Raw genomic sequence first — 25,279 nt, forward strand, 5'->3', positions numbered from 1 at the left:
GCAAAAAGAGGAATATCTATCATAGATATTCCTCTTTTTGCTTATGCTGAATGTTAGGAATAAAACAACCTCGAAAATATACCCAAATGGGCAATTGTCGAGGTTGTTTTGTAAATGATAATACTAAAGGGTATTCTTACTAAGAAAAGGGCGTAAAACACCTTTAAAAGCCTTATTCCGAAGCTATTGCTATTAGATGATGAATCTGAGGTAAAACATCTACATTATCTGGACAAATAATGTCTTGTGCTACTACCTGCTGACCTGATAGTAAAATCTTTGAATCAGGAAATTCTTTGGCTAATTGGTACACATATTTCTGAACTTCGTCTTGTGAAGGTACCGCAGTTATTATTGTTAATAAATAATCTGGTTTATGTACCTTATGAGCAAAAACAAGTTCGCTAAAAGGCAAACTTTGACCAAGGTAAATAACTTTGTTATGTCTGGAACGAATGATATAGTTAGCAAATAATAAACTAATTTCGTGCATTTCTCCCTCAGGTAAAAAAAGCAAGTATTTTTTTGCTCCAACTCTTAATGAAGGCAATTGCCCATCAATTGCAACGATAAGCTTTTGACGGATTAGATTAGAAATGAAATGCTCTTGTGCAGGATTAACAGAACCCGTAACCCATAAGGTGCCAATTCTACTTAAAAAAGGAAAGATGATATTAATCATCATGTTTTCAAAACCAAATTGGAGCGTATTGGTACTGATAATTTTTTCAAACCTTTCTTCGTCCAAATCAAGCATTGAGATAGTCAGTGCATGAATCTGTTCTGGATAACTCAGTTGTTTTTCTGAAATCAATAATACTTCTTTTGACATATCGTCGGAAGCCATTTTTGAAATCTCAGAAATTTTATGACCATGTGCCTTCAATAGCGCAATATTCAGCACCAACTTAAGATCATTGTTATCATAAGTTCGAATGTTAGTGTCTGTTCTCTCTGGTTTTAAAATATCATACCGTTGCTCCCAAATCCTCAGGGTATGAGCCTTGATTCCAGATAACTGCTCAAGGTCTTTTATAGAATAAATGCTCATAGTGTTGGCTAAATGGCTTGATAACTTACTACAATCGAAATTCAAATCAAACAATCACATTGCTTAAAAACCATTGGCATTCAATAATTTTATAATGTCTGACTAAAGCTTGAATGGTATAAATGATGTGATATAATTGAATTTTATGAAATAATGCCAGTGTCTAGGGTATAAACGCCTTGTTTAAAAAAAGGTTTACAAAACTATACAAAAAAATTAAAGTAGTCTAGGTAGAGAATATAGAATGAAGTAGAAAAAAGATAAATTGTAGACAAAAAAGTAAGGGTGCTAATGCATTGTTTTTAAGGAATTTACTACTGATGAAATAATATTGTAGCCCAAATGAAATAATGAACCAACCAACGTAATTTTGAGTTGGTATTTTGTTGAAGTTCCACTGCCAAAAATCTAAACGTATGGCAACAGGCTCAATTATTAAATCTAAGCACACCATCAGGCTAGCAGCTAAGGCAGATAGTAGAATATTACGTCCAAAGAATGGGTTTAAATCTTTGAATAATTTTTCAATGATATGCCCCGAACTGTAAACTAAAATAAACCAATTGGCACCAATTACGATAGGAACGTCAAATAGTTGAATCCCCAATGTTTTTCCATAATAATATTGCCCGAAAATAATACCTGTATGTACGCCCAGAACTTCAACAAAAAAGCCTATCAGAAAAGTGATGATGGTGAAAAGAATAAATTTTAACTGAAAGTCTTGTTGAAAAAAGAGCAAAAGAATTAACGAAATCCAAAGATTGAAGGGTGATAATAGTTTGAAATATTCGCGGGTTAAGGGAATCATTAAACCGATAAATCCGACAAGATACATCAATGACAATATTGTAAAAACAATTTTGCGATAGCGCGTATTAAGCAAGGTTTGGATTGTTGAAAGGTTCATTAGTGATGAAGGATTGCCTAAAAAAAAAGGTCTTGTCGTATTGACAAGACCTAGGGAGGAAGATGGGGCTCGAACCCACGACCCTCGGAACCACAAACCGATGCTCTAACCAACTGAGCTACAACCTCCGTGTTGTATTGGGACTGCAAAGGTAGTAGTTGAATTAATAAATAACAATTTTTTTGAAGAAATTCTTACAAAAAAATTGTTATTTATAGCTAACTAATTAAGCTTTAGCAGCTTTATAACGGCTTTCAGCACCTTCCCAATCTACTAAATTCCAGAAAGAATCGATATAATCAGGACGTTTGTTTTGGAATTTTAAATAATATGCGTGTTCCCAAACATCAAGACCGATGATAGGAGTACCTTTTATCTCAGCAATATCCATTAATGGATTGTCTTGATTAGGTGTTGAAGATATCGCTAAACCATTAGCAGTAACTACTAACCATGCCCAACCTGAACCAAATCTTGTTAAACCTGCTTTTTTAAATTCGTCTTTGAAAGCTTCGAATGAACCAAATTTTGTAGTGATAGCTTCCGCTAAAGTACCTACTGGCGCACCACCACCATTTGGAGAAAGGATATTCCAGAAAAATGTATGGTTCCAGTGGCCTCCACCGTTGTTACGAATTGCAGGAGAGTACTTGCTTACGTCAGAAATCAATTCTTCTAGAGATTTTCCTTCTAATTCAGTACCAGCTACAGCACCATTTAGGTTAGTAACATAAGTGTTATGGTGACGATCATGGTGAATTTCCATTGTCAACGCATCAAAATGAGGCTCTAAAGCATCATTTGCATAAGGTAAAGGGTCTAATACGAATGCCATTTTTTTAAGGAGTTATTTAATTATTATAGTTAAGGAGTTAGAGAGAACTCTCTACTCATGTTGTTTCAAAAACTATCAAAATTGTAATTAAGTTCTTAATTGGGAAAAAAATCTCTTCAATAAGAGCGTTGAGTCTTCTTGTAAAACGCCAAATGAAATGGTTGATTTAGGATGCATAATGGAAGCACCTATTTTTTTAAAACCCCGTTTGTCATCTGAAGCTCCCCATACAATTCTACTGAGTTGAGACCAAAAAATCGCACCACCACACATTACACAAGGCTCTAAAGTGACATATAATGTACAATCTTTGAGATATTTTGAGCCTAAAGTTTGTGCAGCAGCCGTAATGGCTAACATTTCAGCATGTGCAGTTACATCATTTAATTTCTCTGTTTGATTATAAGCTTTGGCAATTACTTGGTTCTGACAAACTATGATTGCACCCACAGGAATTTCCCCTTCATCAAAGGCTATCTCTGCTTGTTGTAAAGCAATTCTCATAAAGTATTCATCAGAAAAATACATAATTTGCTAAGCAATATCAGATGAAATTTTTTCAGCAACTTTATGGGTAGCTCTATTTCTTAAATAAAAATCTACCAATACCAAGGCTGCCATTGCTTCAACAATAGGTACTGCACGAGGCACAACACAAGGGTCATGGCGACCTTTACCCGACACCACAACGGCATTGCCATCAGCATCTACGCTGTCTTGGTCTTGCATAATCGTAGCAACAGGTTTGAAGGCCACTCTAAAATAAATATCTTCACCGTTAGAGATGCCGCCTTGAACACCCCCTGAATAATTTGTTTTGGTTTTCACTCGGTTCTGTTCGTCCAAAAACATTTCGTCATTATGTTCAGAACCATACATCTCTACGCCTTCAAAGCCACTGCCATATTCAAAACCTTTTACAGCATTGATACTGAGCATCGCTTTGCCTAATTCTGCATGAAGTTTATCAAAAACAGGCTCGCCTAAACCCACTGGAGTACCCGTAATTACACAGTTTACTACGCCACCAATTGAATCTCCTTTTTTGCGTGTTTCATCAATCAAATCAAACATTTGTTGCGCAACGACTGGGTCTGGACAACGAACGGCATTTTCTTCGGCCAGATTCAAATCCAATTGCTGATAAGGTGTCGATAACTTTAACTTTCCTACTTGTGAAACATAAGATTTAATATCAACGCCAATTTGCTTTAAAACTAATTTTGCCAAAGCACCTGCGGCTACTCTCGCAACGGTTTCACGGGCAGAGCTACGACCACCACCACGGTAATCGCGATTACCATATTTGGCAGTATAAGTATAATCTGCGTGTGAGGGGCGAAACTGTTGTGCGATGTGTGAATAATCTTTTGAACGTTGGTCGCCATTTAATACCATCATGGCTATGGGTGTGCCTGTAGTTTTGCCTTCAAAAATGCCAGATAATACTTGAAACTCATCGGCTTCACGGCGTTGAGTAGTAATTCTGGATTGCCCCGGTTTACGACGATCTAATTCGCTTTGAATGAAAGCTGTATCGAAATCAATTCCCGCCGGACATCCATCTACAATTACGCCAACTGCTGTTCCGTGCGACTCGCCAAATGTACTAATCTTGAATAATTTACCGTATGTACTGCTCATGTGAGTGATATAAGAAATAACGAGAACTGTTACTTCATTTTTTGATTGCTCTTAACTTATTTCCGCTTTTTATTGGGTAATAAAATATACACCATACCTATCAACATAATGGTGATAAGAATATTCGCTTCGTCTTTTAAAAATTTACCAAAATTATTCGGTGCATCAGACGAATCTTTATCTTTCAAACCATCATAAACTGACACTACTGTTAGGGGAGTATCGGCTGTTTTAATGGTTTGCCCACTTACTTTTAGTTGAAGTTTTGATTTTAAGGTATCATATTTCTCGGTTTTAGTATTAAAATATACCCATTTAAAATACTTATCGAGTGCAAAGTTACCAGCCTGTTTTGGAATTATCAGAAAAGTAAAGGTTTTTGTGCTAACAACTTTTCCATTTTCTGGATAAGCACTAGAATTTATTTCTGGAGGAAAAAAGTCAAAAAGGTTGTCATTCTTCATTTCGGGTAGTTTGATGTTATAACCATCCCCTGTAATCTGAATGCGATATTGGACTGATTTGCCAGTATTAATGCTATTTTTATTGATGACTTCTTTTAACGAAAAATCTCCTACTGATACTTCCTGCTTAAGAGGATGGTTAGGCAAATCCTTCGTTTTTATGGCCAATACTTTGGTCTTGAAAGTAATTGCCTCAGGTATTTTCTCCCCATTTTTCCCCACTGTGTATTTTATCAATTTTAAACTAACCGATGGGAAAATAATTTCTTTGTTATTTAATGGATAAAAAGTGGCTTGATAAAATTTGTACTGTGTGTATGATTTACCATTTAAAACTAATTGTCCTTGTTGCATTTCTGTTAAGCCAAAACTCTCTTCCCAGCAGTTTTCTGGTTTTAGTTTTTTGGTAATTTCTGGAATTTGAACTTCATTATGGTAGGATTCAAATTCAGTTGGATTATTCTCGGCAACATAAAAAGCTAGTGTAACAGTAAAACCTTCACTGATAAAAACACTGCTTTTACTGGTACTGAGTGTAAGAAAAGCATCATTTTTTGCATCTTTTATTTCCGATTGAGTGCCTTCGATAAAATCAGTAAAGTCTTCATTACCTACTGAAATGTCTTTTTTTTCAGGGTTAGATTGTTCTTGGCTCGCTTTTTTTACCTTCACCGTAAAACCATCTGCCTTTATATTGAGCTCATTGACATTTACTTTGAAAGAAGGAACTTTAAACGTGCCTATTTTTTGTGGAGAATAGTTTTGAGTGATATTACAAGTAGAGATTGCTTGTCCATTTACAAAAGAATGTGAGGTTGATTTTGAAAAACCTTTTTTTGTAAAATTGGGTAAGTCTGGAAATTTGCAGGTCGGTATTTGGGCTTCGCCAGTATATTTAACTACTACGGTAAGCACAAACGGATCATTCATAGAAATATTTTTTTCTCCTATTACCAATGATACATCATTATCCTGACCCTTAGAGAGGAAACACACTAAAGAATAAAAAAATATTGAAATAATTATATAATATTTTTTTTGTTTCACCGTTGTCTAAATAAACGTTCAAAAAATTAATACATTAATGATATAAAAAAAATATCATTTATTTTTACTAAAACACTTGATTTTCAGGTGTTTGTATGATAAATTTGATAGAGATTTGTTTTGTATTGTTACTTTATTAAATCCATTTAAAAGCTATGATTACCTTAAACTATGTCAAAGTTATTTTGGAAAAAGTTAGTTTTGATGCAAAGTTATTCGAGAAAGAATTAAAAAAAGCAATCAAGACACTATTATCTGATGAAGTAAGTGAGTTGCAAGCATGGTGTTATGATAAATTTGGGAAAATCTACAATCAAGTTATCGAAAAATGTTTTAACAGACTACGTCGAAAAATGAATGTATTGGCTCAGTAAAGTTTCCTAAACACCGAATTCTAGACACCAAAAAAAGATTAATAAAGCCCTGTTAATTTTCAATTAGCAGGGCTTTAGTTTTATTAGAAACCTTCTTTCGCTTCTTCTTTCTTCTTCTCAACTTTAGGTTTTTCGTCTTTTTTATTGACTACTTTCTTGCCCTTTTCTACCCTAGTTCGATAGTTATCTACGAATCTTTCTGAAAAAGCAATTTTTTCCTCAGCACCTACGCCTAAGAATGCATAGGCATTTTTACCACTCCCTTTTTTAACTCCTTTTGATTTGGCGGCGACGGCATTATTAAATTCACCATCAGATGAAATTACGCCCATCTCGTTTTTCAAGTAACCCATAAAATACCAAATATCTTCTGAAGGTTCTAGATAAAGATAGAACTCATCCCCCTCATTGGTTTTTTTAATTTCAAGCATTCCTTCAATCTCGGCATTAATATCTGTTCCTCCAATATTTGCAATCGCCAATTTGCCAACACTATAAAAAGAAGCATGTTGGTCTGAATACCGCAAATTAGCTTTTGAAATAACCATCGTCGTATTCAGTTTAGACGAAATTGAATAAAGAGGTACGTGTTCATTTTTTACACGTCTTTCAAAAGAAGCGACGGTTTTCCCACCCAAAATATTAGCGAGTTTCGATAAGTAATGTTCTTTATCATCAGGGTCGTCGGCACTAACATTATCACGAGACTCTAAATTTATTTTTACAATCTTATCAGCCATTGCTTTTAGTACTTCGGCGGGCATCGGGAAATTAACTACCAACATCTGATCAAATTTATATTTCCCGCTATCCACCCTCATTTCAGCAAAGCCAGCAGTCTGTAATAACGTACTAGGATTAAAGAAATTAAATGACCCTTCGAGTTTTAGCGTCTTTTTAGCATCATCAAAAATATAACGATTGGCTTCATAAGATTGAGCTTTATCGTCGGCACCAATTTCAAAACGAGATGTCTTTGCAATATCTCTGAACGCCCCTTTTGCTACAAAAATATCTTCGTCTTTAGCATCCTCTTTGTTCGATAAGAACGTAGAATATAAACCACTTGAAGCTGTTCTGAAATGTAGCCCTGCAAACAATGGAGTATTGCCTTCTCCTAGTAAAGTAGGTTGTACATCAATATTCACACTATCGCGACTATTACCTTTATACACGATCCAATTGGTATCATACTTTTTGGTTTTGGTATCAGGACGCACAAAACCATTTAAAGTAAGGTTTTTGTCATTCGAAATCATGCTGATTTCTCCGCGGTAAATCAATTTAGGTGATAGATAAAACTTATTACTTTGCTCGATGTTAGCTTTGGCAGTAGTAATATATCCCTTAGTTTTCTTACGGTTGTCTAGCACCACTTCTTTGAAATCAAAGTTACCCATCTTAATATTCAAGCTATCGCCCGCTGAATTGACGTATCGATAGATTGCGTCACCTTCAAACTTGAATCTTGATAAAATCTTAATATTTCCATTCACTAAACGATGATAAGAATTGATGGTATCCAAGACGATTTTTGCCTGATGAAAATCTTTCATTTCGGCATCTTTACTCACAACAACAGCTCCTTTGTCTGGAATAATTTTAGCATCGGCAGATTTAATAAAAGGAACACCATTGATGTTCAACGATTGTTTTTCGATGTTATACAAAGCCTCTGAACCATTAAATGATAATCCTTCTTGGCTTGGCTCCATTGATGAGAACGTGGTATTACGCACATCCCCCTTCATCGTGATTAGTTTCTTGTTAATATCCCATTCGGCACTATTGATAGAGGTTTGATAGGCAGTATAAGGGAAATACAAACTAGTAGAATCTTCCAATTTCAGGTTCGTAGGGGTTTTGATACTCACTAACCCTGTCTGAATATTAAAATTGATGTTCATCTTTTTACCAAGAAGGGCAGGTTTCGCTACACTCAGGTTGTTCCCAACAAATAAATCAGCCAATTCGGCAGTAAAGACACCTTTGCCAAATTTGAAATTATTTGAACCTATTTCAGAGTCAAGCCTTTTTACTTTACCAAAACCAAACAAACCAGTTTGACGAACCAAGAGTTTACCTTCCAATTTAGAGCTTCCTGCATAAAAGTCAAAAGTGTTTTTCTGCGTTTCAATCAACATACTATCTACCTTAGGTTGCCATTTCAATTTAAAGTTATTGATGGCTACTTTGGTAAAATATGCCTTGCCAAACTCTCCTTCATTAATAATCCCCGTCGTACCCGTAGCAGTAACAGAATCAGGCGTAAACAAGGCCTCTTTCGCTTTGATTTGTGCCGTAAGGTGGTTTATTTCTCCTTCAGTATGCAAGCCCTTGCTATCCATCAATAAATTTGAACTGAATTTTACAAAGGTTTTGCTATTGTATAAATTGTATTTCCCCTCAGGTACTTTATGACTAAAGCCCAAAGTATTATCAGGCATTGAAATAAGGGTTTCTTTGAAAGGTGGGAAAATGCCATCTGAATAAAAAGTACCTACGAAATTGATGTCTTTGATATTCAAACTGTCAAAATCGATGCTTGGGACTTTAAAGTATATTTTTTGGTTATAAATACCATTCAATCTCCAAGGATGGTCGAAGTAGGCAGTTACACCAGTAGGCACAACCAAACGAGGGTATTCTAACATTCTTTGTCGCCCAGACTTATTATCAGGTTTGTTGATATAAATTACGCCTGCTTCATACTTTAAATCTCCCCCAATTTCTGTGTGTCCTTTTTTGGCTAATTCTTTTTGTGGGATAAAAGTGATAGAATCTATCTTATCCAACTTCACACTAAACTCATTGTAATTAAAGGATAAATCCCTTCCTCTAAACCTAAAATTTCCTGTTTTAAGCTCACCACTAATCCCAAAGTTACGGTCTTTGTTTACCTTAATGATGTTGTCATAAGGAGCCATGTAAACATTCAGCGAATCTGAAAGATAGAATTGTTTTACCCCTCTAATGATTAACTGATTGTTGTTCAAATCTAAAGATGCATTGGCCGTAGAGTCTTTCGAACTTGATGCATAAAAAGAAGGAATCAAAAAGTTGTCATAATCTTTTTTAGCCGTAAAAACTGCCAGATAATGTTGTCCTTTTCTCGAGATCTTGAGTTTTTCTACATCAGGGTCATAGTCAAAATATCCTTTTTGCATCATTTCCAAAAACACAGGCTTTAGGGCTGCTGCATCTTTTTTGTAGGCAACGGCAAGGTCACTAAGAGTAGTAGCTTGAAGATTATTCTTCTTAATATAGTTGGAAACCACTAATAATGGATTGAAACTATAATTAGCAGATATTTTAGCAAAACGTTCAGGATTGAAATAATCGTAAGACTCAAACAAGGCAGGAACGATGTTCTTTGCAGTAACAATCATAAAATCCATTTTCTTATCTTTCAGATTCCAACGCATTACATCCGAGGTAATGTCTAATTTATGGTAACTATCTGAATAAGATGATTCTCTGAAACCACCTTCGTCTACCTTATTAAGGCGTAAGTATTGTGATTGACGATTGTAATTAAGTTTGACGGAGGGATGATAAAGAGAATCCTGAGAAGCAAAGTATCCAGTAAAGATTGCCGAAGGAGAAGTAATCAAAGAATCGCTGATGTCGAATCTTTTACTGATAACCTTAAAGGCTGTTTTACCATCTTTTTTGACTAAGATAGTAGCATATTTAGACTGCACAGAGGCGCTAGATATTTTAGTGCCTACAATCGTAAAACCACCCGTATAGGCAATGTCATTACTGTTTTTTAAGGTAACATCATTTTGTAATGACATAAACCTTGGATAAATAGCGGAGGAGTTCTTAGTTCTCTTTCTACTCTGAAACTCAAAAATCCCTTTGATAGGAGTCGTGAATTTTTCAGGATAGTTTAATGTTGCCAAATCAGCATTAAGCTTAGGGTTTCTAATAGCCATGCTATAATTATCTAAGTTGACAAATATCTCTGGCACACCAACAGTCTCCCAAGAGAACTTGCCACCACTGCCTATCAAAATGCCTTCTTTTACATCTAAAAATGCTTTGGTATTGACTAAAATAGCTGAATCGTTCGCAGTAACTATTGCCAGATTAATGGCATTGAATTCAATACTAGGCCCAGGATTTAAGAATTGAGCGACTGGTTCGTCTAACGGAGGGGTTGCTGCACTACCGTTATTAGCTGAGGCTGGTGTATCCCAATCATCAAAAGCCGCCTTCTTAGCCGCATCAGAAGAAGTACTCGTAGGCGAAGTAGTTGCTTTCTCAGTTTTAAAAACCTCTGTCTTCTGGTCGTTATATTTAAAACTTACCGTACCGTTATAAGCATACAAACGGTTGAAATTGGTAAAATAAAGGCTGTTGTTCTTGAAAAATAGTCGACAGACATCAATGTATTTTGTAGTAGTTTTTACATCTCCTGTTTCTACAGATTTTTGTAGGGTATTTAAATAATTATCAAAACTGGCTTGTGTGAGTATCCCACTTGAAAGACCGAGATTGGTAGCATCAAAAAATGGAATAAACTGAGGCGATTTGTAGCCTTTTTTTAACATAAAACTGGCAGTTTTTGCCAAAGCTGCTTTTTGCGTTTCTGATAACGTACCAGAATTCCAGTTTTTCTCCAGATTTTGTATAATATATGCTGCCTGAGGATTTCCAGAAGCCATTAAAACATTTTTGGCGTCTGCTAAAAATTCTTCTGGCTTTTCAGAGAGCTTTAAGGCTTGTGTATGAGCCGTTAAGCAACATAAAATAAGTCCAAAAATTAAATAAAAGCGTTTTATTGTCATCATTGTAGGAGTTAGCTTCAAAGAAATAAACGAAATCACTACGTATAGTATTTCATTACTAAACGAAGTATTCTTATTAAGGTTTCAGAAAGAAAAGAATGCACAAATATCAACATTTCAGATGAAATAGGAGGAAGGGTATACAAGGAAAATAAATAAGGAGATTAAAATATGTAATGGAAAAATAGCAATAAAAGAAGAAAAGGTAAATGCGCTATCTTAATCTGTTATTGTAATTTATTCTCCTTGTAAATTTACACCACATTTTAAGACTGCTTTATCAAGTGTAATGGCTGTATCAGTGGTCGTCTAAGAAGGAAAAGTACAGTTTTTGTCAATTGATAAAACGGATGGAAATGTTATGCTAACAAGCAGGAAAAAGGCTTTTTGATACTGGAACTGGCTTGAGGGAGGGGTACGTATATGTATATGGGTACCTATCTTTGATGGTGATAATTACGAGCATACACCGAGATAAATAAGCTGCCTGCTTTTATAAAGAAAACCGCGATTATCCTTCGCCAAACATCAATCTGGGTCATATATAAATTTCCTGTATTTATGGGGAAATAGTACACCCGATTTTAGGAAAAGACATATAATGGTTACAAAATTATTTAACGAGTTTATGGATGTCCCATTTACCACAGAATTAACACCATATATATTGATGTGTGTTAAAGGGATAAAATGTTTAAAAGAAAAGACTCAACATGTTATCAAAAAATGAAAAAGCTTTGTTAACTTCAATAATAACTCTAATTGTTAATAACATACCAAAATCACAGAATATGATATGTCACATCAATATTAGCCTAAAAGGACAGTCGGGAGTATCGGGTACCGAGTATAAGTCGTGATGCCACCAAAATTACCACAGACCTTGTTTTATCGATTAATTGAATACAGAATTTTGACGAATTATTACTCATTAAAATAGTATTATTTATTAAACCCTTATGCTAAGATAATTTTAAAAGCTTTAGATAATAGGTTAGTTATATTCTTCCTTTGTCATTAAAATTGGGTCTTTCTACCTCTGATATCATTACCTATGATAAAAACTATTCCATACCGCCACATGGATGCGTATTTCTTGTTGAAAACGCATATAAATAAAGCTATTCTTATCATTGCGTCATTATTGTTATTGACGAGTTCTGTCGTTGCACAAAAGGCTACTTTCGAATTTTTTAGCACTGATAACGGACTTGCTGGAAACCACACTTCTTCAGTAACACAAGATGACCAAGGTTTTATTTGGTTTATAAATGATGGGAAAATCCACCGCTATGATGGATATAATTTTTTAATCTATCCAACTCCTGATGTATTAACAGCCAAACAGGAGTATATATCAGGGTTGACTTTGTACAAAGATTCTTTATTATTTGTGTGGAGTGAACACCATCATTTTTTATTTAATCCCAAAAATGAGCATTGGCAACCTATCAATCTAAAAGTGAAGAATACCCCAGGAGGTAGGCTTAGATTTTGGCCAATTGATGGGCAAAATACTAGGCTAATGACCAAAGTAAATGTGGGCTCTGAGCGAGCTTGGCCGTGCAAAATGGACAAATCGGATGCTATTGGGGGCACACAATATCCTGACTTGTTAAGTGACTATTATTGGCGTAATGTTAACGATTATGATTATTCTTTAGCATATGTAGACACAGTGTATCAAGTAAATAAAGCTGGTAAAATCACTACAGTAACGCCATTAGATAATATATGTAAGTATTGTGGTGATATGTGGTTTCAACCTTATATGAAGGTGTCGGTAGCTCTTTTATCAAATACGCTTTTTTATCAGTTGGATAAAAGTAAAAATAAATTTTTACCACACCCTGTCAATCGACTACTGAAGCCTAACAAAATTAATATAAGGAGATTTATTACAGAAAAAAATGGTAGTATATGGGCATGCGGTTACGACAGAAGTCTTATTTATTACGATGCTCGTGCGGATAAACTATACAATTTTCATGAAGAACTAAAACGATTGTTGCCGAATAATAACGACTTTTTAGGATTGTTTCAAGATAATACGGGAATAGTATGGGTAGAAACCAGACTGGGCTTGCTAAAAGTAAGACCGTGGCCAAATCCTTTTGATACTTATTTCAGTGGTATGAATAATATTAATGCTAATTATAGTTTTCGTGGATTGACAGAAGATGCACAAGGCATGATGTACGGCGTATATTATACTGGAATCGCCAAATTTGACCCTATAAAAAAACAAACACTACGAACATATTCATTCCCTGGTACTGTAAAGTTGTATGATTTATATACCGATGGAGATATCATCTGGCTTAATGGCTTTCAAGCATTAGAACCGAATTCTGGCAAAATAATAGAAGTTCCGAGCCCATTTAAGGAAAAAACATTTCAGGATAACGGTTTTTTTACTAAAGATAAATACGGAACGCTTTGGTGGGTAACGCATTACACATTATATCGTTTGAATAAAGCGAATAATCAAATAAAGTGGGAGAAAGAATTTGACTTACCCGACAAGTTATTAAATGCAACTGAAGCTTTGCAGGCAGGTATGAAAAGCGGGAAAATATGGCTGAGTTTTAAAGGTAGATTATTGCAGTATGACCCCAAAACGAAAGTACAACTATGGTATGATCCTAAGACTTGGAGATTGCCTATATCTCGAATATTGGCAATTGAGGAGGACAGTAAAGGGAATCTTTGGTTAGGTACAGATGCTGGCTTAGTATGGGTAAATCCGTTTAATGGCTCTCACCGTCAATATACTATTTCTGAGGGTTTACCCAATAATTTTATCAGTGGGATGTTGATGGAAGGAGATTCGTGCTTGTGGCTAAGTACTAACCATGGGCTATCTCGTTTTCATTTACCCACCAAAGTTTTCAATAATTTTCTAGAGGAGGATGGACTAACTTTTAACGAATTTAATCGTAAGTCATTTTTCAAAGCTAAAAATGGTCGGATGTTTTTCGGTGGAATGCGCGGGGTGAATGCCTTTTTCCCAAAAGATTTGATGCAATCTTATATCACCAGAGTAGATAGAAACCATAAGGCAAAGCTTGTACTTACTGCTTTAGAATATACAGATGAAAAACGGGATACAGTACTGAGGAGAACTTCATTCGCTAGTCAGCCAGAAATACATTTCAATGATTGGGATTGGTCTTATACCTTTGAATATACACTTACTGACTATGACAACCCCAAAGAAGTATTTTATAGTTATAAGATTGATGGTTATAAAGACAGTTGGTCATCTCCTTCCAAATTCAATTTTACCCATTTTAATAGCTTGCCTAGCGGAGAATATACTTTAAGGGTGAAAGCAAGAGACAGCAGAGGACGGTGGCGCTCAAACGAAATGGCGGTAAAAATAATAGTCTATCCACCTTGGTGGGCATCTTGGTGGGCATATACTATCTATATTATCCTGTTTTCGGCTTTTTGCTTAGTGATGTATAATATTTTGAAAAAGAGATTGATTCTTCAAAATGAGCTGAAGATGAAACAACAGGAAGCCCAACGGCTGAAAGAACTTGATTTGTTCAAAAACCGTCTTTATACCAATCTCACCCATGAATTCAGAACACCACTGACTGTAATTCTGGGTATGGTAGATCAAATTCGAAATCAACCCGAGAAATATCTTGAAGAAGGGGCGCGACTTATCCAAACCAATGGTGAAAACCTGCTTAGACTCATCAACCAGTTGCTCGATTTATCTAAGCTTTCTGACAACTCATTTCAGTTATATTTCCAACAGGCAGATATCGTTTCTTATTTGCGCTATCTCACCGACTCTTTCCAAGCCTATGCCAACAGCCAAAATTTATCGTTGCGATTTTTCAGTACTTTGAACATATTGATAATGGATTATGACGAAGAGCAGATAAAACAAATATTGACGAATCTTATTTCTAACGCAATTAAATTTACACCGTCAGGAGGAGAAATTACGATTAGATTAAAGCAAGAAGATAATAGGTTGAGTATCGAAGTACAAGATACAGGTATAGGAATCGCTAAAAAAGAACTGGCATATATATTCGAGCGTTTCTATCAAATAGATAATTCACATACGAGGCAACGAGAGGGAACTGGCATCGGTTTGGCACATGCCCATGAGATGATTAAGCTGATGAATGGGGAAGTCTTTGTAGAGAGCGAACTGGGAAAAGGGTCTACGTTTATCGTTAAATTACCCATCACCAACAAAGCACCTATTGTAGTGAGCCCTCCGAAATTAGAAAAACATATTTCTTCTGTGAATTTTATTAACCGTGAAAGTATTACCTCTATATCCTCGTCGGTAATTGATAATTCCTTGCCCCATCTTCTTATTATCGAAGACAATGCCGATTTGGTTACTTTTCTTAAAACTTGTCTGTACGGATTATACCAATTGGATGTAGCGTATAATGGTATAGTTGGCATTGAAAAAGCCATAGAACATACTCCAGACATTATCATCAGTGATGTGATGATGCCCGGAAAAGACGGTTATCAGGTATGTGAAACCTTAAAAAGTGATCAACGTACAAGCCACATTCCAATAATTCTACTAACCGCTAAAATGGATACTGATTCTAAAATAACTGGACTAAAGCATGGTGCAGATGTTTATATGGCCAAGCCTTTTAATAAGGAGGAGTTGGTCGTACAACTGGAAATGTTAGTGCAAAAACAAAAGCGTTTACAGGCATATTTCTCTCAAAATAACCCTATAGCCAAAGTCATTAATACTGATATTGTTACAGAAGACTTACCAGAGGAAATTTATGAACTGGAACATACTTTTGTTAAAAAGGTGACATCAATTGTACAAGAAAATTTTTCAAATGAGAATTTTGCACTATCTCAACTCTGCCAAGAAATAGGTATGAGTCGCTCACAACTGTTTCGAAAAATGAAGACTTTGATGGGCGTTTCTCCTTCTGACTTTATACGTTCTTACCGACTAGCCCAAGCCAAAATTATGCTAGAGACTAGTAGTTTCAATATCTCAGAAGTAGCTTGGAAAACTGGATATAAAAATGCTGGACATTTTTCTACTTCGTTTCAGGAAGAGTTTGGGTTTTCTCCAAGTGCAATGAATAAGTGATTGATTATTAGTGGATAAAAAAAAGGTATAGCATTGTTGTATACAATAATGCTATACCTTTTTTTATCTGATGCAACCAATAGAAACATATTTGCAACCAATCGAAAATCCTATGGGTAACTTATTTCATACTTTTGTAAGTACTAGGGACATAATTAAGTAACGATTACCTAACCAATAATTGAATGAAGAAATTATTTTGAGATTCTGCTTAAGTATTTCAAAACGTAGATAATTATTTATAAGCAGAGCATCAATAATAGTTCAAAACCCCTACCTGATAAAGTAGAATCTTATATAGTTTAGTTGTTATACCATTATTCAAAATCAATCTAATAATAACTCTATAATTAATATGTTTACTCCATATTCAATCGCCATAGTAGATGATAATTCTCTCGTCCGAACATTAGTGAGTGCGGAACTAAAAAAACACAAATGTAATATTTCTTTCCAAGCCGAGAATGGGGAAGAATGTATTAGTAAAATCAAGCAAAGTAATTATTTGCCTGATATGATAATTCTTGATATTGAAATGCCAAAAATGGATGGCTTCACCACGGCTCATATCGTAAGAAGGAACTGGCCTTCGATAAAAATAATTGCGATGTCTACTTTGGAGGATGAAACCTCCATCAATCGAATATTAGAAGCAGGGGCAGATTGCTTTTTATCCAAAGCAAGTAATATAAAAACTGACTTAGTCGGTCTGATTCAATATATGCTCACTTTAAATAGTTATGGTGATAGTAATAAAAATTTGAAACCATTAGTCCATCATGGTTTTAATAAGCTAAGTTTTCCGATGTTTAAACAACATTGTATTTAAAATCAGTTTCTGTCATACACTACCTCTCAAGTTTATTGCATGCATTTAAGTAATCCACAGAATATCCTCAACTCATCAATATTATATCTGCTTACAGGCATAAGTGTGATAATGTCGGGCACCATCGGGCTACTAGAATGGATACTGGGCATTAGTATCGTTGAAATACTAATGCCACAGTATATCACATCAGCGTTCGGAACCGTACTGTTTACTGTTTTATTTGTTTTGCTAGGAGTGTTAGTGATTCGGAAAACGTTACAGGAAAGTGAGCAAAAAAAAGTAGTAGCAGAGCAAACAACCCTAGAATTGAATAAACGGATTGAAGAAATGGTGTTACACCAATCACCAGATATTCAATATTCCCATGAGTTGTTTGTTAAATTGTTTGAATCTAATCCAACAGGTATTGTTATCAGCAAATTTGAGAATGGCGAATATATAAATGTTAATCAGGCCGTATTGGATATGTTTAAATATACGCACGAAGAAATGATAGGGCATACAGCCACGGAATTGTCAATACTAGATATTCCGACGAGGCAAAAACTGATTAACTTATTAAATCAACAAGGACGTATCCTCAATACCGACATAACGCTAAGAAATAAAGATGGAATGCCCAGACATTGTATTTTCTCAATGGAAAAATTAATAATGGGTAATGAACAATACCTGATGTCGTTCATTTATGATATTACAGACAGGAAAATCATTGAAAATAATTTAGTAGAGACACACCAAAAACTGGAAATATTAACTAAAAAGTTAACAAAACAAAATCAGCAATTGCGTGCTTTTGCACATATTACCTCACACAACCTACGAGCCCCAGTTAGTAATTTGAATCTATTGTTGCAATTCTATAAAGAAAGCACTACTGTAGAAGACAAAGATGAGCTAGTAGGAAATTTAGATATTGTAGTCGATAATCTCACGGATACGCTTGATGAATTATTAAAAACAATTAGTGTGCAAGAAGACACCACAAAAGAACGAATGGAATTAAGTTTCGAAGATGTCTTTGCTTCTGTAGAAGGTATGTTAAAAGAGCAATTAGCGGAAAGCAAAGCCATTGTCAGTACCGATTTTTATAAGGCGCCTATTATTAGCTATCCTAGAGTTTATCTGGAAAGCATTTTGTTTAATCTATTATCTAATGCTCTTAAATACAGCTCGCCTGACCGTGTACCTGAGATACGATTGAAAACAGAAAATAATCATGGAGAAATAATCTTAAAAGTAGAGGATAATGGGCTTGGAATAGACTTAGCTAAACACAGAAGAAACATTTTTGGGATGCACAAGACCTTCCATCGCCACAAGCAGGCCAGAGGTATGGGGTTGTTTATGACTAAAACACAAGTAGAAGCTATGGGAGGAGAAATCACCATAGAAAGTGTAGTTAATAAAGGTTCTATTTTCACCATAATTTTTAATAGTACAGCGCAATGAAAAAGTTATTAAGCCTATGTTTTATTGACGATGACCCTATCTATCAATATATGATTAAGCGGATGATTAATAAAGATTATCAGGTAAATAAAATGTGGAATTTTCTTAATGGCGAAGAAGCAATCAATTATTTTGCTAGCCATTATATGGAGATGGAGAATATTCCAGATATTATTTTTTTAGATATCAACATGCCTCTCGTAGATGGATGGCTGTTTTTAGAAGAATTTAGCACTATCAAACCACAGATTAATAAACCTGTTACCATTTACATAGTTACATCTTCTACAGATCCCGAAGACATTCAACAGGCTAATAATATTAAAGAAGTTGCTGGTTATCTGGTCAAACCTTTTGATTCAGCCAAACTAAAAGAGATACTTGATAACCATGGAGAATCTTAACAGAGATTCTATATCAAATAAAAAAGGGTTCTTACATATTACTGTAAAAACCCTTTTTAAAATGTACCGGGGACGGGAATCGAACCCGTACGAACTTGCGTTCACAGGATTTTAAGTCCTGCGTGTCTACCAGTTCCACCACCCTGGCATGAAATTAAAGTAATTACTCTAACTTCTTAAACTTAAAAAGCACCTTACGGTGCTTCGATAAGCTGAGCGAAAGACGAGGTTCGAACTCGCGACCTCAACCTTGGCAAGGTTGCGCTCTACCAGCTGAGCTACTTTCGCTTATAATTCCGTTGAATTGTGGTGCAAAATTATGCCTTATAAATCACCTGTGCAAGCTTTTTATGAAAAAAAATAACAAAAAATTTTCAAAAAGTTTATAAATCGCTGATTATGTTTGGATTAAGTCCTAAACTTTTTTTTAGGTTTTTATGCATCTGAGTGCATTATAGGGCATAAAACTAAGAAGTGAATTATTATTAGGGTAATTTATCCTACTTCAATTGTTATAAACTGTTCAACATAACTTTTTCTGTCCTCTTATTTTATCAACTATTATAAACAAAAAGAGTAATTACCATTTCTGACAATTACTCTTTTAAAAACAAAACCTGACCAATCAATTATATTTATTCGATAACTACTCTTTTTGCAGTGCCGTCTTCACCTTGTGTTACGGTTACAAAGAGTGTTCCTTTCGTGTTTTTCTTTAATTCTACTTGTCCCATGAAGTCTCCTTGGAAATCCTTAAATTTCTGCGTACCTACTTCTTTACCATTTACATCTGTCACGATTACGTTGACATCACCTTTTTCAGGTGTGTAAAATTTAAGATTCAGCTTGTTGTCAAAAGGCTTGTTAGGATATATTTTTAATGCTTTTACTGTTTTTGATTCATTGAATGGTTCAAAATCTTTAAAGTCATTATCAATTTTAAAATTGAATTCCTTCATGGCAGGTTTTAATGAACCTATCAGCTTGTCATGGTCTAAATTCTTGAAATCGAAATTAAATGCATGTACATCATTATCATTGAAGTTTTTATCAAGGCGTTTTCCATCTTTATAGATTTCGATGCGTTTAGAACTTCTTGGCATCTGTATAGCCCTATCACTATTTCTATCTACTTTAATTCTAATCTGTTTTCTGGTATGATTGCCCGATGCCGAAAATAATGAATCTGTAATGTTATTGATTAAGTTCTCTTTTTCTTCTGCATTCAAACCTTCAGCATTATAAGTACGGTCGAATACTTGTTTTTGTCCGTTTTCTGTAGTTTCTACATGGATTTTGATTTTCCCATCTTTTTCTTCAATATTTTGCGAAGTACTTTTTTGAGCCATTGCTGTTATACTTACAGCAAATAAGATGGCTGTCCCGAAAATTTTGATGTTCTTTTGCATAGTGAATGTTGGGTTTTGATTAAAAAAACATTTAAAATTTATATAAAACAAACTTAATCAACCTATTCTATATCAAACCTTTAAACTTTGTTAAAAGATGTTAAACGAAATAAATTGCATAAGATTTAGTTTAATTTTGTTGCTCTGAAACAGACACACTAAAAATGAAAATGTTGCAAAGTCAATTTTCGAGTATATTTTTTTTGCATGAAAATTATTTGAAACTAATTTAGGTGTAGTAAAAAGAGTATGATTAATGCTAATTATTAAGAATGACTAAGCGAAAAATACAATATATTATTGCTTTGATGGCTTTTGCACTGTTAGGTTTAATCGCCTTTCAAATGTATTGGTTGGGTTTTACGGTTCGCTCCAAAAATGATCAGTTTGGAAGTGATGTTAGAGACGCCATGCAACAAGTGGTGCGGAAGCTTGGCAAACAAGAATTCTATTACTTTGTCCAAAGGAAAGTAGAGGCAGAAGAAAAACAAAAGCAACTGTTGGCGATAGCAAAGCCTGTAGAAGAAAAGGTACAGGAAGCACCTAAACAGAAAGTGCCTGCACAAACCACTCCTAACCAATCAACAATTGGGTTGGATAAAGTAGCACGTACACCTTTCCCTTCAGATATTCTGGTATCAAAGGGGACGGAGATTTTGCCAAATGGAGAGATTAGAGAATATCAGGAATTTTCAATGAATATTGATATTCAAGATTTTCAGAATCGATTGAATGAACATAAGCAATTAGACGAGATTTTTTCGGAGGCACTTCAGCAACATCAGAATAGTTTACAGAAACAAGATTCTATGCGAAAGGCTGATTTGCTAGCAGCAAAAAGGAAAAAACTTGTAAAAAAACATGTTGACAAAATTATTGAGCCATTAAAAACCGAAGATAAAGTAATGAACAAAGCCGAAATGGCTAAGGAGGTTTTTAATGATTTTCTGTTCAAAAAAAGGAGTATTTATGACAGAATCAATTATATGGTGTTGGATTCTCTGTTGAAATATGAAATCAAAATGAAGGGGATAGAAATTCCGTTTGAATATGGTATCAGCAGTCAGGAAGAACCAAACTATTTGCATTATGCTTCTTCGATGAAATACAAAATGACGGGCTTGAAAAACGATAAGGATACGTATACTGTTAATTTGTTCCCGAACGATTATGCCAATTCTGAAAATTATTTAAGAGTATATTTCCCTAATCAAGACCGTTATATTATCCGCAATATCTGGGTGATGTATGCCACTTCTTTGTTATTGATTTTGGTAGTATTAAGTTGTTTTTATGTTGCTGTTAGCACGATTGTCAAACAAAAGCAATTAGCAGACATTAAAAATGATTTTATCAATAACATGACTCACGAGTTTAAAACGCCAATTTCTACCATTTCATTGGCTACTCAGATGCTCCAAGACGAAGCTGTAGCGGCTAGTCCATCGATGTTTAAGCGATATTTAGGGATTATTCGCGACGAAAACAAAAGGCTAGGCTCACAAGTTGAGAAAGTATTGCAAACTGCACAAATGGAAAGAGGGGACGTACAATTGAAGCTAAAGACGGTGGATGTGCACGAAATTATTGAGAAAGTATTAGAAAACATTAGCCCACAAATTGAGCTTAGAGAGGGTACAATTGATTTAGATTTACAGGCTGAAAAGACAGAAATTGAAGCGGATGAAGTACATTTGACTAATATTATCTTTAATCTTTTGGATAATGCCAATAAGTATTCGCCTGAAAAGCCTGAAATTACCATCGTTACTCAAAATACTGAAAAGGGAATATCAATTATCATCAAAGACAAAGGTATTGGAATGAGTAAGGAGTCGATAAAGAATATTTTTGAAAAATTCTATCGCGTTCCTACTGGTAATTTGCATGATGTAAAAGGTTTTGGCTTAGGGTTGAGCTATGTGAAAAAGATGGTAGAGGAACATCATGGACGTATAAATGTAGTGAGTAGATTTGGTGAAGGAAGTGAATTTGAAGTGATTTTGCCAATAAGAGTGTTGTAATAAAGTATTATGTACTGATGATAGTATTGTTTTTATTTTGATAGCTCACCGCAAGGAAATTTATAAGTATTTTCCTTGAAAACATGTAGATAATCTCCATTATTGAAAGATGTATTGCTATGAATAGCGATATCGAAACACCAACAAATTAAAGATTAAAATCAATTTAACTGAAATGACAAAGATTCTCCTCGCCGAAGACGACCCCAATTTAGGTACATTGCTACAAGAATATTTAACGATAAAAGGCTATGAAACCATTTTGGCTAAAGATGGTGACGAAGCCCTGACAAAGTTTGTACAGCAAGATTATGACCTTTGTATTTTTGATGTAATGATGCCTAAAAAAGACGGTTTTACGTTGGCTAAAGAAGTTAGAATGTCTGATAAAGATACGCCTATCATTTTCTTGACGGCCAAAGCGATGAAGGAAGATACTTTGCAAGGCTTTAAGCTAGGAGCAGATGATTATATGACCAAACCTTTTTCGATGGAAGAATTGCTGGCGCGTTTGCAAGCAGTTTTACGAAGAAGTCAGAAGTTAGAGTTACAAAATGAAAAGGTATCGCATTTTACAATCAGGGGTTTTGCTTTTGATACTGAAAAGCAAGTCTTAGAAAGAAATGGTGAATCTCAGAAATTAACGGCAAAAGAATCTGCTTTGCTGAAATTGTTATGTGAAAACATGGGAAAACCCGTTAGTAGAAGTTTTGCCTTGAAAATGGTTTGGGGAGATGACACCTACTTCAATGCCCGAAGCATGGATGTATATATTACCAAATTAAGAAAATTCTTGAAGGAAGAACCTGAAATTCAGATTTTGAATCTTCACGGAGAAGGCTTTAAATTAATGGTATAAAATTAATAAGTTGTTAGGCTTAAAGTACTGTATATCAATTTTAAGCCAATATGGTAGACAACTCACAACTCATCACTCAAAACTAAATGGATATAGTTCTCTTGATTGGTTCAATAATATGCCTTTTAGTAGGTTTGGCGGGTGCAGTTTTACCTCTACCAGGACCACCACTCAGCTTGATAGGCTTATTTATGTTGCATTATTCCAAATATGTAGATTTTGATAAGAAAACACTGACTTTCTTTACGTTGGTTACCATCGGCATCAGTATTTTCGATTACTATGCACCTATTTGGGGAACAAAAAAGTTTGGTGGAACAAAGTATGGTGCTTGGGGTTCAACGATTGGCTTACTGGTAGGCTTGTTTGTTATTCCAGGCTTTGGATTATTTATTGGAGCTTTCCTCGGGGCATTTTTAGGTGAGGTTCTTGGCAAAGCAGCTCCTGAAAAAGCCCTAAAAGCGGCTCTTGGCTCATTTTTAGGGCTTATTGCTGGTATGGTAGGAAAAGTAATTCTTTGTTTGGCAATGTTGATTTTGGCCATTATGGCTATTGCCGAATATTTTATGATTATGCTGTAACTTCCTCTTTTACTACTGGCGGTTTTTTTCCTGCCAATTGTCCACACGCAGCATCAATATCTTTTCCTCTTGAGCGACGCACGTTTACTACCATGTTTTTACTTTCTAAAAACTGAGCAAATTTGGATAGTGTCTGTGGGTCGGTATTGGTATAATTAGCCTCTGCAATGGGATTATATTCAATAATATTGATTTTACAAGGAAACTGTCTGGCAAACTCCCAAAGCTCTTTAGCATCTTGTAAACTATCATTAAAGCGATAGAAAAGAATGTATTCTAGCGTAATTCTACTACCTGTTTTCTTGTAAAAATGCAATAAAGAATCCTTCAACGCTTCTAGTGTATTTGATTCGTTGATGGGCATAATCTCGTTACGCTTTACATCGTTGGCAGCATGAAGTGAAAGCGCTAAATTGAATTTTACTTCATCATCGCCCAATTTAGTAATCATCTTTGCAATCCCAGCCGTTGAAACCGTAATGCGTTTTGGGGACATTCCTAGACCTTCTGGCGAAGTAATATAATTGATTGATGATAATACGTTAGCATAATTCAACAAAGGCTCGCCCATACCCATGTACACAATATTGGTAAGAGGAGTTTGATAATGAGATTCTGCTTGGTCACGAATCAATACTACTTGGTCATAAATTTCCGCAGGGTCAAGGTTACGTTTCCTGTCCATGTAACCCGTAGCACAGAATTTACAGGTCAACGAACAGCCAACTTGTGAGGAAACACAGGCCGTCATCCTATCGTCAGCAGGAATCAATACCCCTTCTACTAAATTATGGTCGAATAATTCAAAAGACGATTTGATAGTTCTATCTGAACTTACTTGTTTTTCGGATACTTTAACCGCTCTGATTTCAAAGTTATTTTCTAACAGTTCACGCGTTTTCTTAGAAAGGTTAGTCATTTCTTCGAAAGTCAGCACTGATTTTTTCCAAAGCCACTCATAAATTTGTTTAGCCCTGAATGCTTGTTCGCCATGCTCAGTCAAGAAATCTTTGATTTGAGCTAACGATAGTTTACGTATATCTTTTTTGGTGATTTTTACTGTTTCCATGTATTTGGTAATCTTAGCTTTCAAATGTCAAGTAAGATTATTTTATATCGACAAAAAAAGAGCAAAGATTGGCGTCTTTACTCTTTAGGTTATTTTGCAAAGTTAAGGATAAAATTAAATCAAACCAAGATGTTGGTATGATATTGATAATCAAATGCTTATAAAGTTGAATATTGTGGCTTTAAAACTATTGCTCACATTAGTTGAAGTCATGCTAGCAATTTTATCAATAAAGAGAAATATTGGCTCTAAAGACTTAAATTAGATATTTAAAACCTTAATCTTATGTCTAAAAAACAATATATTGGAGCAAGAGCTTCAGTATGGATGTACCGAATTATATTTTTTGTGTTTGTTTTACTTTTTATGATTGAATCAGTATTCTTTTTTATATCTGATTTAAGTGTTTATATATACC

The 25,279-nt window shown here is 34.8% G+C and carries 17 protein-coding genes and 3 tRNA genes; 8 read left to right on the forward strand and 12 right to left on the reverse strand.

All coding sequences use genetic code 11. The annotated features are described in order from the left end of the window. Positions 1–172: 172 nt before the first annotated feature. The 7 genes from AC07XN_RS13155 to AC07XN_RS13185 form a co-directional block, all read right to left on the reverse strand. A complete protein-coding gene (locus tag AC07XN_RS13155) occupies positions 173–1,051 on the reverse strand; it encodes a MerR family transcriptional regulator (protein WP_494743421.1) in 879 nt (292 codons plus the stop codon). Positions 1,052–1,277: 226 nt separating this feature from the next. After that, complete coding sequence (locus AC07XN_RS13160) at positions 1,278–1,961, reverse strand: carotenoid biosynthesis protein (RefSeq protein ID WP_494743422.1); 684 nt, start codon at positions 1,959–1,961, stop codon at positions 1,278–1,280. A 53-nt stretch (positions 1,962–2,014) separates the two neighbouring features. Further along, positions 2,015–2,090 (reverse strand) — tRNA-His (locus AC07XN_RS13165). Positions 2,091–2,187: 97 nt separating this feature from the next. Then, complete coding sequence (locus tag AC07XN_RS13170; protein ID WP_309915022.1) at positions 2,188–2,796, reverse strand: superoxide dismutase; 609 nt, start codon at positions 2,794–2,796, stop codon at positions 2,188–2,190. An 87-nt stretch (positions 2,797–2,883) separates the two neighbouring features. Further along, complete coding sequence (locus AC07XN_RS13175) at positions 2,884–3,324, reverse strand: nucleoside deaminase (RefSeq protein WP_309915025.1); 441 nt, start codon at positions 3,322–3,324, stop codon at positions 2,884–2,886. Between the two features lie 6 nt (positions 3,325–3,330). Further along, positions 3,331–4,440 (reverse strand): chorismate synthase, encoded by a 1,110-nt coding sequence (aroC, locus tag AC07XN_RS13180; RefSeq protein ID WP_309915028.1) that lies wholly within the window; start codon positions 4,438–4,440, stop codon positions 3,331–3,333. Positions 4,441–4,496: 56 nt separating this feature from the next. Then, on the reverse strand, positions 4,497–5,951 hold the full coding sequence (locus AC07XN_RS13185) for a BatD family protein (protein WP_494743423.1): 1,455 nt from the start codon (positions 5,949–5,951) through the stop codon (positions 4,497–4,499). Between the two features lie 155 nt (positions 5,952–6,106). Between AC07XN_RS13185 and AC07XN_RS13190 the strand changes: the two genes are divergently transcribed. After that, positions 6,107–6,325, forward strand: a complete 219-nt coding sequence (locus tag AC07XN_RS13190) for a hypothetical protein (RefSeq protein ID WP_309915034.1) — start codon at positions 6,107–6,109, stop codon at positions 6,323–6,325. A gap of 83 nt (positions 6,326–6,408) precedes the next feature. On the opposite strand, the gene AC07XN_RS13195 is transcribed toward AC07XN_RS13190, so the two are convergent. Continuing rightward, positions 6,409–11,124, reverse strand: coding sequence for a hypothetical protein (locus AC07XN_RS13195; protein ID WP_494743424.1), 4,716 nt, complete (start codon positions 11,122–11,124; stop codon positions 6,409–6,411). 1,051 nt (positions 11,125–12,175) lie between these two features. On the opposite strand from AC07XN_RS13195, the gene AC07XN_RS13200 reads away from it, so the two are divergent. The 4 genes from AC07XN_RS13200 to AC07XN_RS13215 all read left to right on the forward strand — a co-directional run bounded on the left by AC07XN_RS13200 (position 12,176) and on the right by AC07XN_RS13215 (position 18,919). Continuing rightward, entirely contained in the window at positions 12,176–16,231 is a 4,056-nt protein-coding gene (locus AC07XN_RS13200; protein ID WP_494743425.1) for a hybrid sensor histidine kinase/response regulator transcription factor, read from the forward strand. A gap of 355 nt (positions 16,232–16,586) precedes the next feature. Beyond that, positions 16,587–17,060, forward strand: a complete 474-nt coding sequence (locus tag AC07XN_RS13205) for a response regulator (protein WP_494743426.1) — start codon at positions 16,587–16,589, stop codon at positions 17,058–17,060. Positions 17,061–17,099: 39 nt separating this feature from the next. Next, positions 17,100–18,515 carry a sensor histidine kinase gene (locus tag AC07XN_RS13210; RefSeq protein WP_494743427.1) on the forward strand — a complete coding sequence of 472 codons (1,416 nt, stop codon included), beginning with the start codon at positions 17,100–17,102 and terminating at the stop codon, positions 18,513–18,515. Next, positions 18,512–18,919: a response regulator gene (locus tag AC07XN_RS13215; RefSeq protein WP_494743428.1), complete on the forward strand. Its 408-nt coding sequence runs from the start codon at positions 18,512–18,514 to the stop codon at positions 18,917–18,919. The genes AC07XN_RS13210 and AC07XN_RS13215 overlap by 4 nt, the downstream gene beginning before the upstream one ends. 64 nt (positions 18,920–18,983) lie before the next feature. Here AC07XN_RS13215 and AC07XN_RS13220 read toward each other — a convergent pair. From AC07XN_RS13220 to AC07XN_RS13230, 3 genes are all read right to left on the reverse strand, one after another. Then, positions 18,984–19,067, reverse strand: a tRNA-Leu gene (locus AC07XN_RS13220). A gap of 67 nt (positions 19,068–19,134) precedes the next feature. After that, positions 19,135–19,207, reverse strand: a tRNA-Gly gene (locus AC07XN_RS13225). A gap of 347 nt (positions 19,208–19,554) precedes the next feature. After that, positions 19,555–20,328 carry a T9SS type A sorting domain-containing protein gene (locus AC07XN_RS13230; RefSeq protein ID WP_494743429.1) on the reverse strand — a complete coding sequence of 258 codons (774 nt, stop codon included), beginning with the start codon at positions 20,326–20,328 and terminating at the stop codon, positions 19,555–19,557. A 272-nt stretch (positions 20,329–20,600) separates the two neighbouring features. Here AC07XN_RS13230 and AC07XN_RS13235 point away from each other — a divergent pair, with 272 nt between their 5' ends. The 3 genes from AC07XN_RS13235 (at position 20,601) to AC07XN_RS13245 (ending at position 23,792) form a co-directional block, all read left to right on the forward strand. Then, entirely contained in the window at positions 20,601–22,352 is a 1,752-nt protein-coding gene (locus tag AC07XN_RS13235) for a sensor histidine kinase (protein ID WP_309915057.1), read from the forward strand. Between the two features lie 175 nt (positions 22,353–22,527). Beyond that, positions 22,528–23,211: a response regulator transcription factor gene (locus tag AC07XN_RS13240; protein ID WP_494743430.1), complete on the forward strand. Its 684-nt coding sequence runs from the start codon at positions 22,528–22,530 to the stop codon at positions 23,209–23,211. Between the two features lie 86 nt (positions 23,212–23,297). Continuing rightward, a complete protein-coding gene (locus tag AC07XN_RS13245; protein ID WP_494743431.1) occupies positions 23,298–23,792 on the forward strand; it encodes a DUF456 domain-containing protein in 495 nt (164 codons plus the stop codon). Here the strand turns inward: AC07XN_RS13245 and rlmN are convergent. Beyond that, positions 23,782–24,861, reverse strand: coding sequence for a dual-specificity RNA methyltransferase RlmN (rlmN, locus tag AC07XN_RS13250; RefSeq protein ID WP_309915066.1), 1,080 nt, complete (start codon positions 24,859–24,861; stop codon positions 23,782–23,784). The two genes, AC07XN_RS13245 and rlmN, sit on opposite strands and share 11 nt — an antisense overlap. Between the last annotated feature and the right edge of the window lie 418 nt (positions 24,862–25,279).

The organism is Arcicella sp. GW458-12-2-14-TSB2, from assembly GCF_059423785.1.

What these genes read in the sequence shown, in the direction of transcription:
- AC07XN_RS13155 (WP_494743421.1), bottom strand. Translation starts at nt 1,051, where the DNA reads ATGAGCATTTATTCTATAAAAGACCTTGAGCAGTTATCTGGAATCAAG.
- AC07XN_RS13160 (WP_494743422.1), bottom strand. Translation starts at nt 1,961, where the DNA reads ATGAACCTTTCAACAATCCAAACCTTGCTTAATACGCGCTATCGCAAA.
- AC07XN_RS13170 (WP_309915022.1), bottom strand. Translation starts at nt 2,796, where the DNA reads ATGGCATTCGTATTAGACCCTTTACCTTATGCAAATGATGCTTTAGAG.
- AC07XN_RS13175 (WP_309915025.1), bottom strand. Translation starts at nt 3,324, where the DNA reads ATGTATTTTTCTGATGAATACTTTATGAGAATTGCTTTACAACAAGCA.
- aroC (WP_309915028.1), bottom strand. Translation starts at nt 4,440, where the DNA reads ATGAGCAGTACATACGGTAAATTATTCAAGATTAGTACATTTGGCGAG.
- AC07XN_RS13190 (WP_309915034.1), top strand. Translation starts at nt 6,107, where the DNA reads ATGATTACCTTAAACTATGTCAAAGTTATTTTGGAAAAAGTTAGTTTT.
- AC07XN_RS13195 (WP_494743424.1), bottom strand. Translation starts at nt 11,124, where the DNA reads ATGATGACAATAAAACGCTTTTATTTAATTTTTGGACTTATTTTATGT.
- AC07XN_RS13200 (WP_494743425.1), top strand. Translation starts at nt 12,176, where the DNA reads ATGATAAAAACTATTCCATACCGCCACATGGATGCGTATTTCTTGTTG.
- AC07XN_RS13205 (WP_494743426.1), top strand. Translation starts at nt 16,587, where the DNA reads ATGTTTACTCCATATTCAATCGCCATAGTAGATGATAATTCTCTCGTC.
- AC07XN_RS13210 (WP_494743427.1), top strand. Translation starts at nt 17,100, where the DNA reads ATGCATTTAAGTAATCCACAGAATATCCTCAACTCATCAATATTATAT.
- AC07XN_RS13215 (WP_494743428.1), top strand. Translation starts at nt 18,512, where the DNA reads ATGAAAAAGTTATTAAGCCTATGTTTTATTGACGATGACCCTATCTAT.
- AC07XN_RS13230 (WP_494743429.1), bottom strand. Translation starts at nt 20,328, where the DNA reads ATGCAAAAGAACATCAAAATTTTCGGGACAGCCATCTTATTTGCTGTA.
- AC07XN_RS13235 (WP_309915057.1), top strand. Translation starts at nt 20,601, where the DNA reads ATGACTAAGCGAAAAATACAATATATTATTGCTTTGATGGCTTTTGCA.
- AC07XN_RS13240 (WP_494743430.1), top strand. Translation starts at nt 22,528, where the DNA reads ATGACAAAGATTCTCCTCGCCGAAGACGACCCCAATTTAGGTACATTG.
- AC07XN_RS13245 (WP_494743431.1), top strand. Translation starts at nt 23,298, where the DNA reads ATGGATATAGTTCTCTTGATTGGTTCAATAATATGCCTTTTAGTAGGT.
- rlmN (WP_309915066.1), bottom strand. Translation starts at nt 24,861, where the DNA reads ATGGAAACAGTAAAAATCACCAAAAAAGATATACGTAAACTATCGTTA.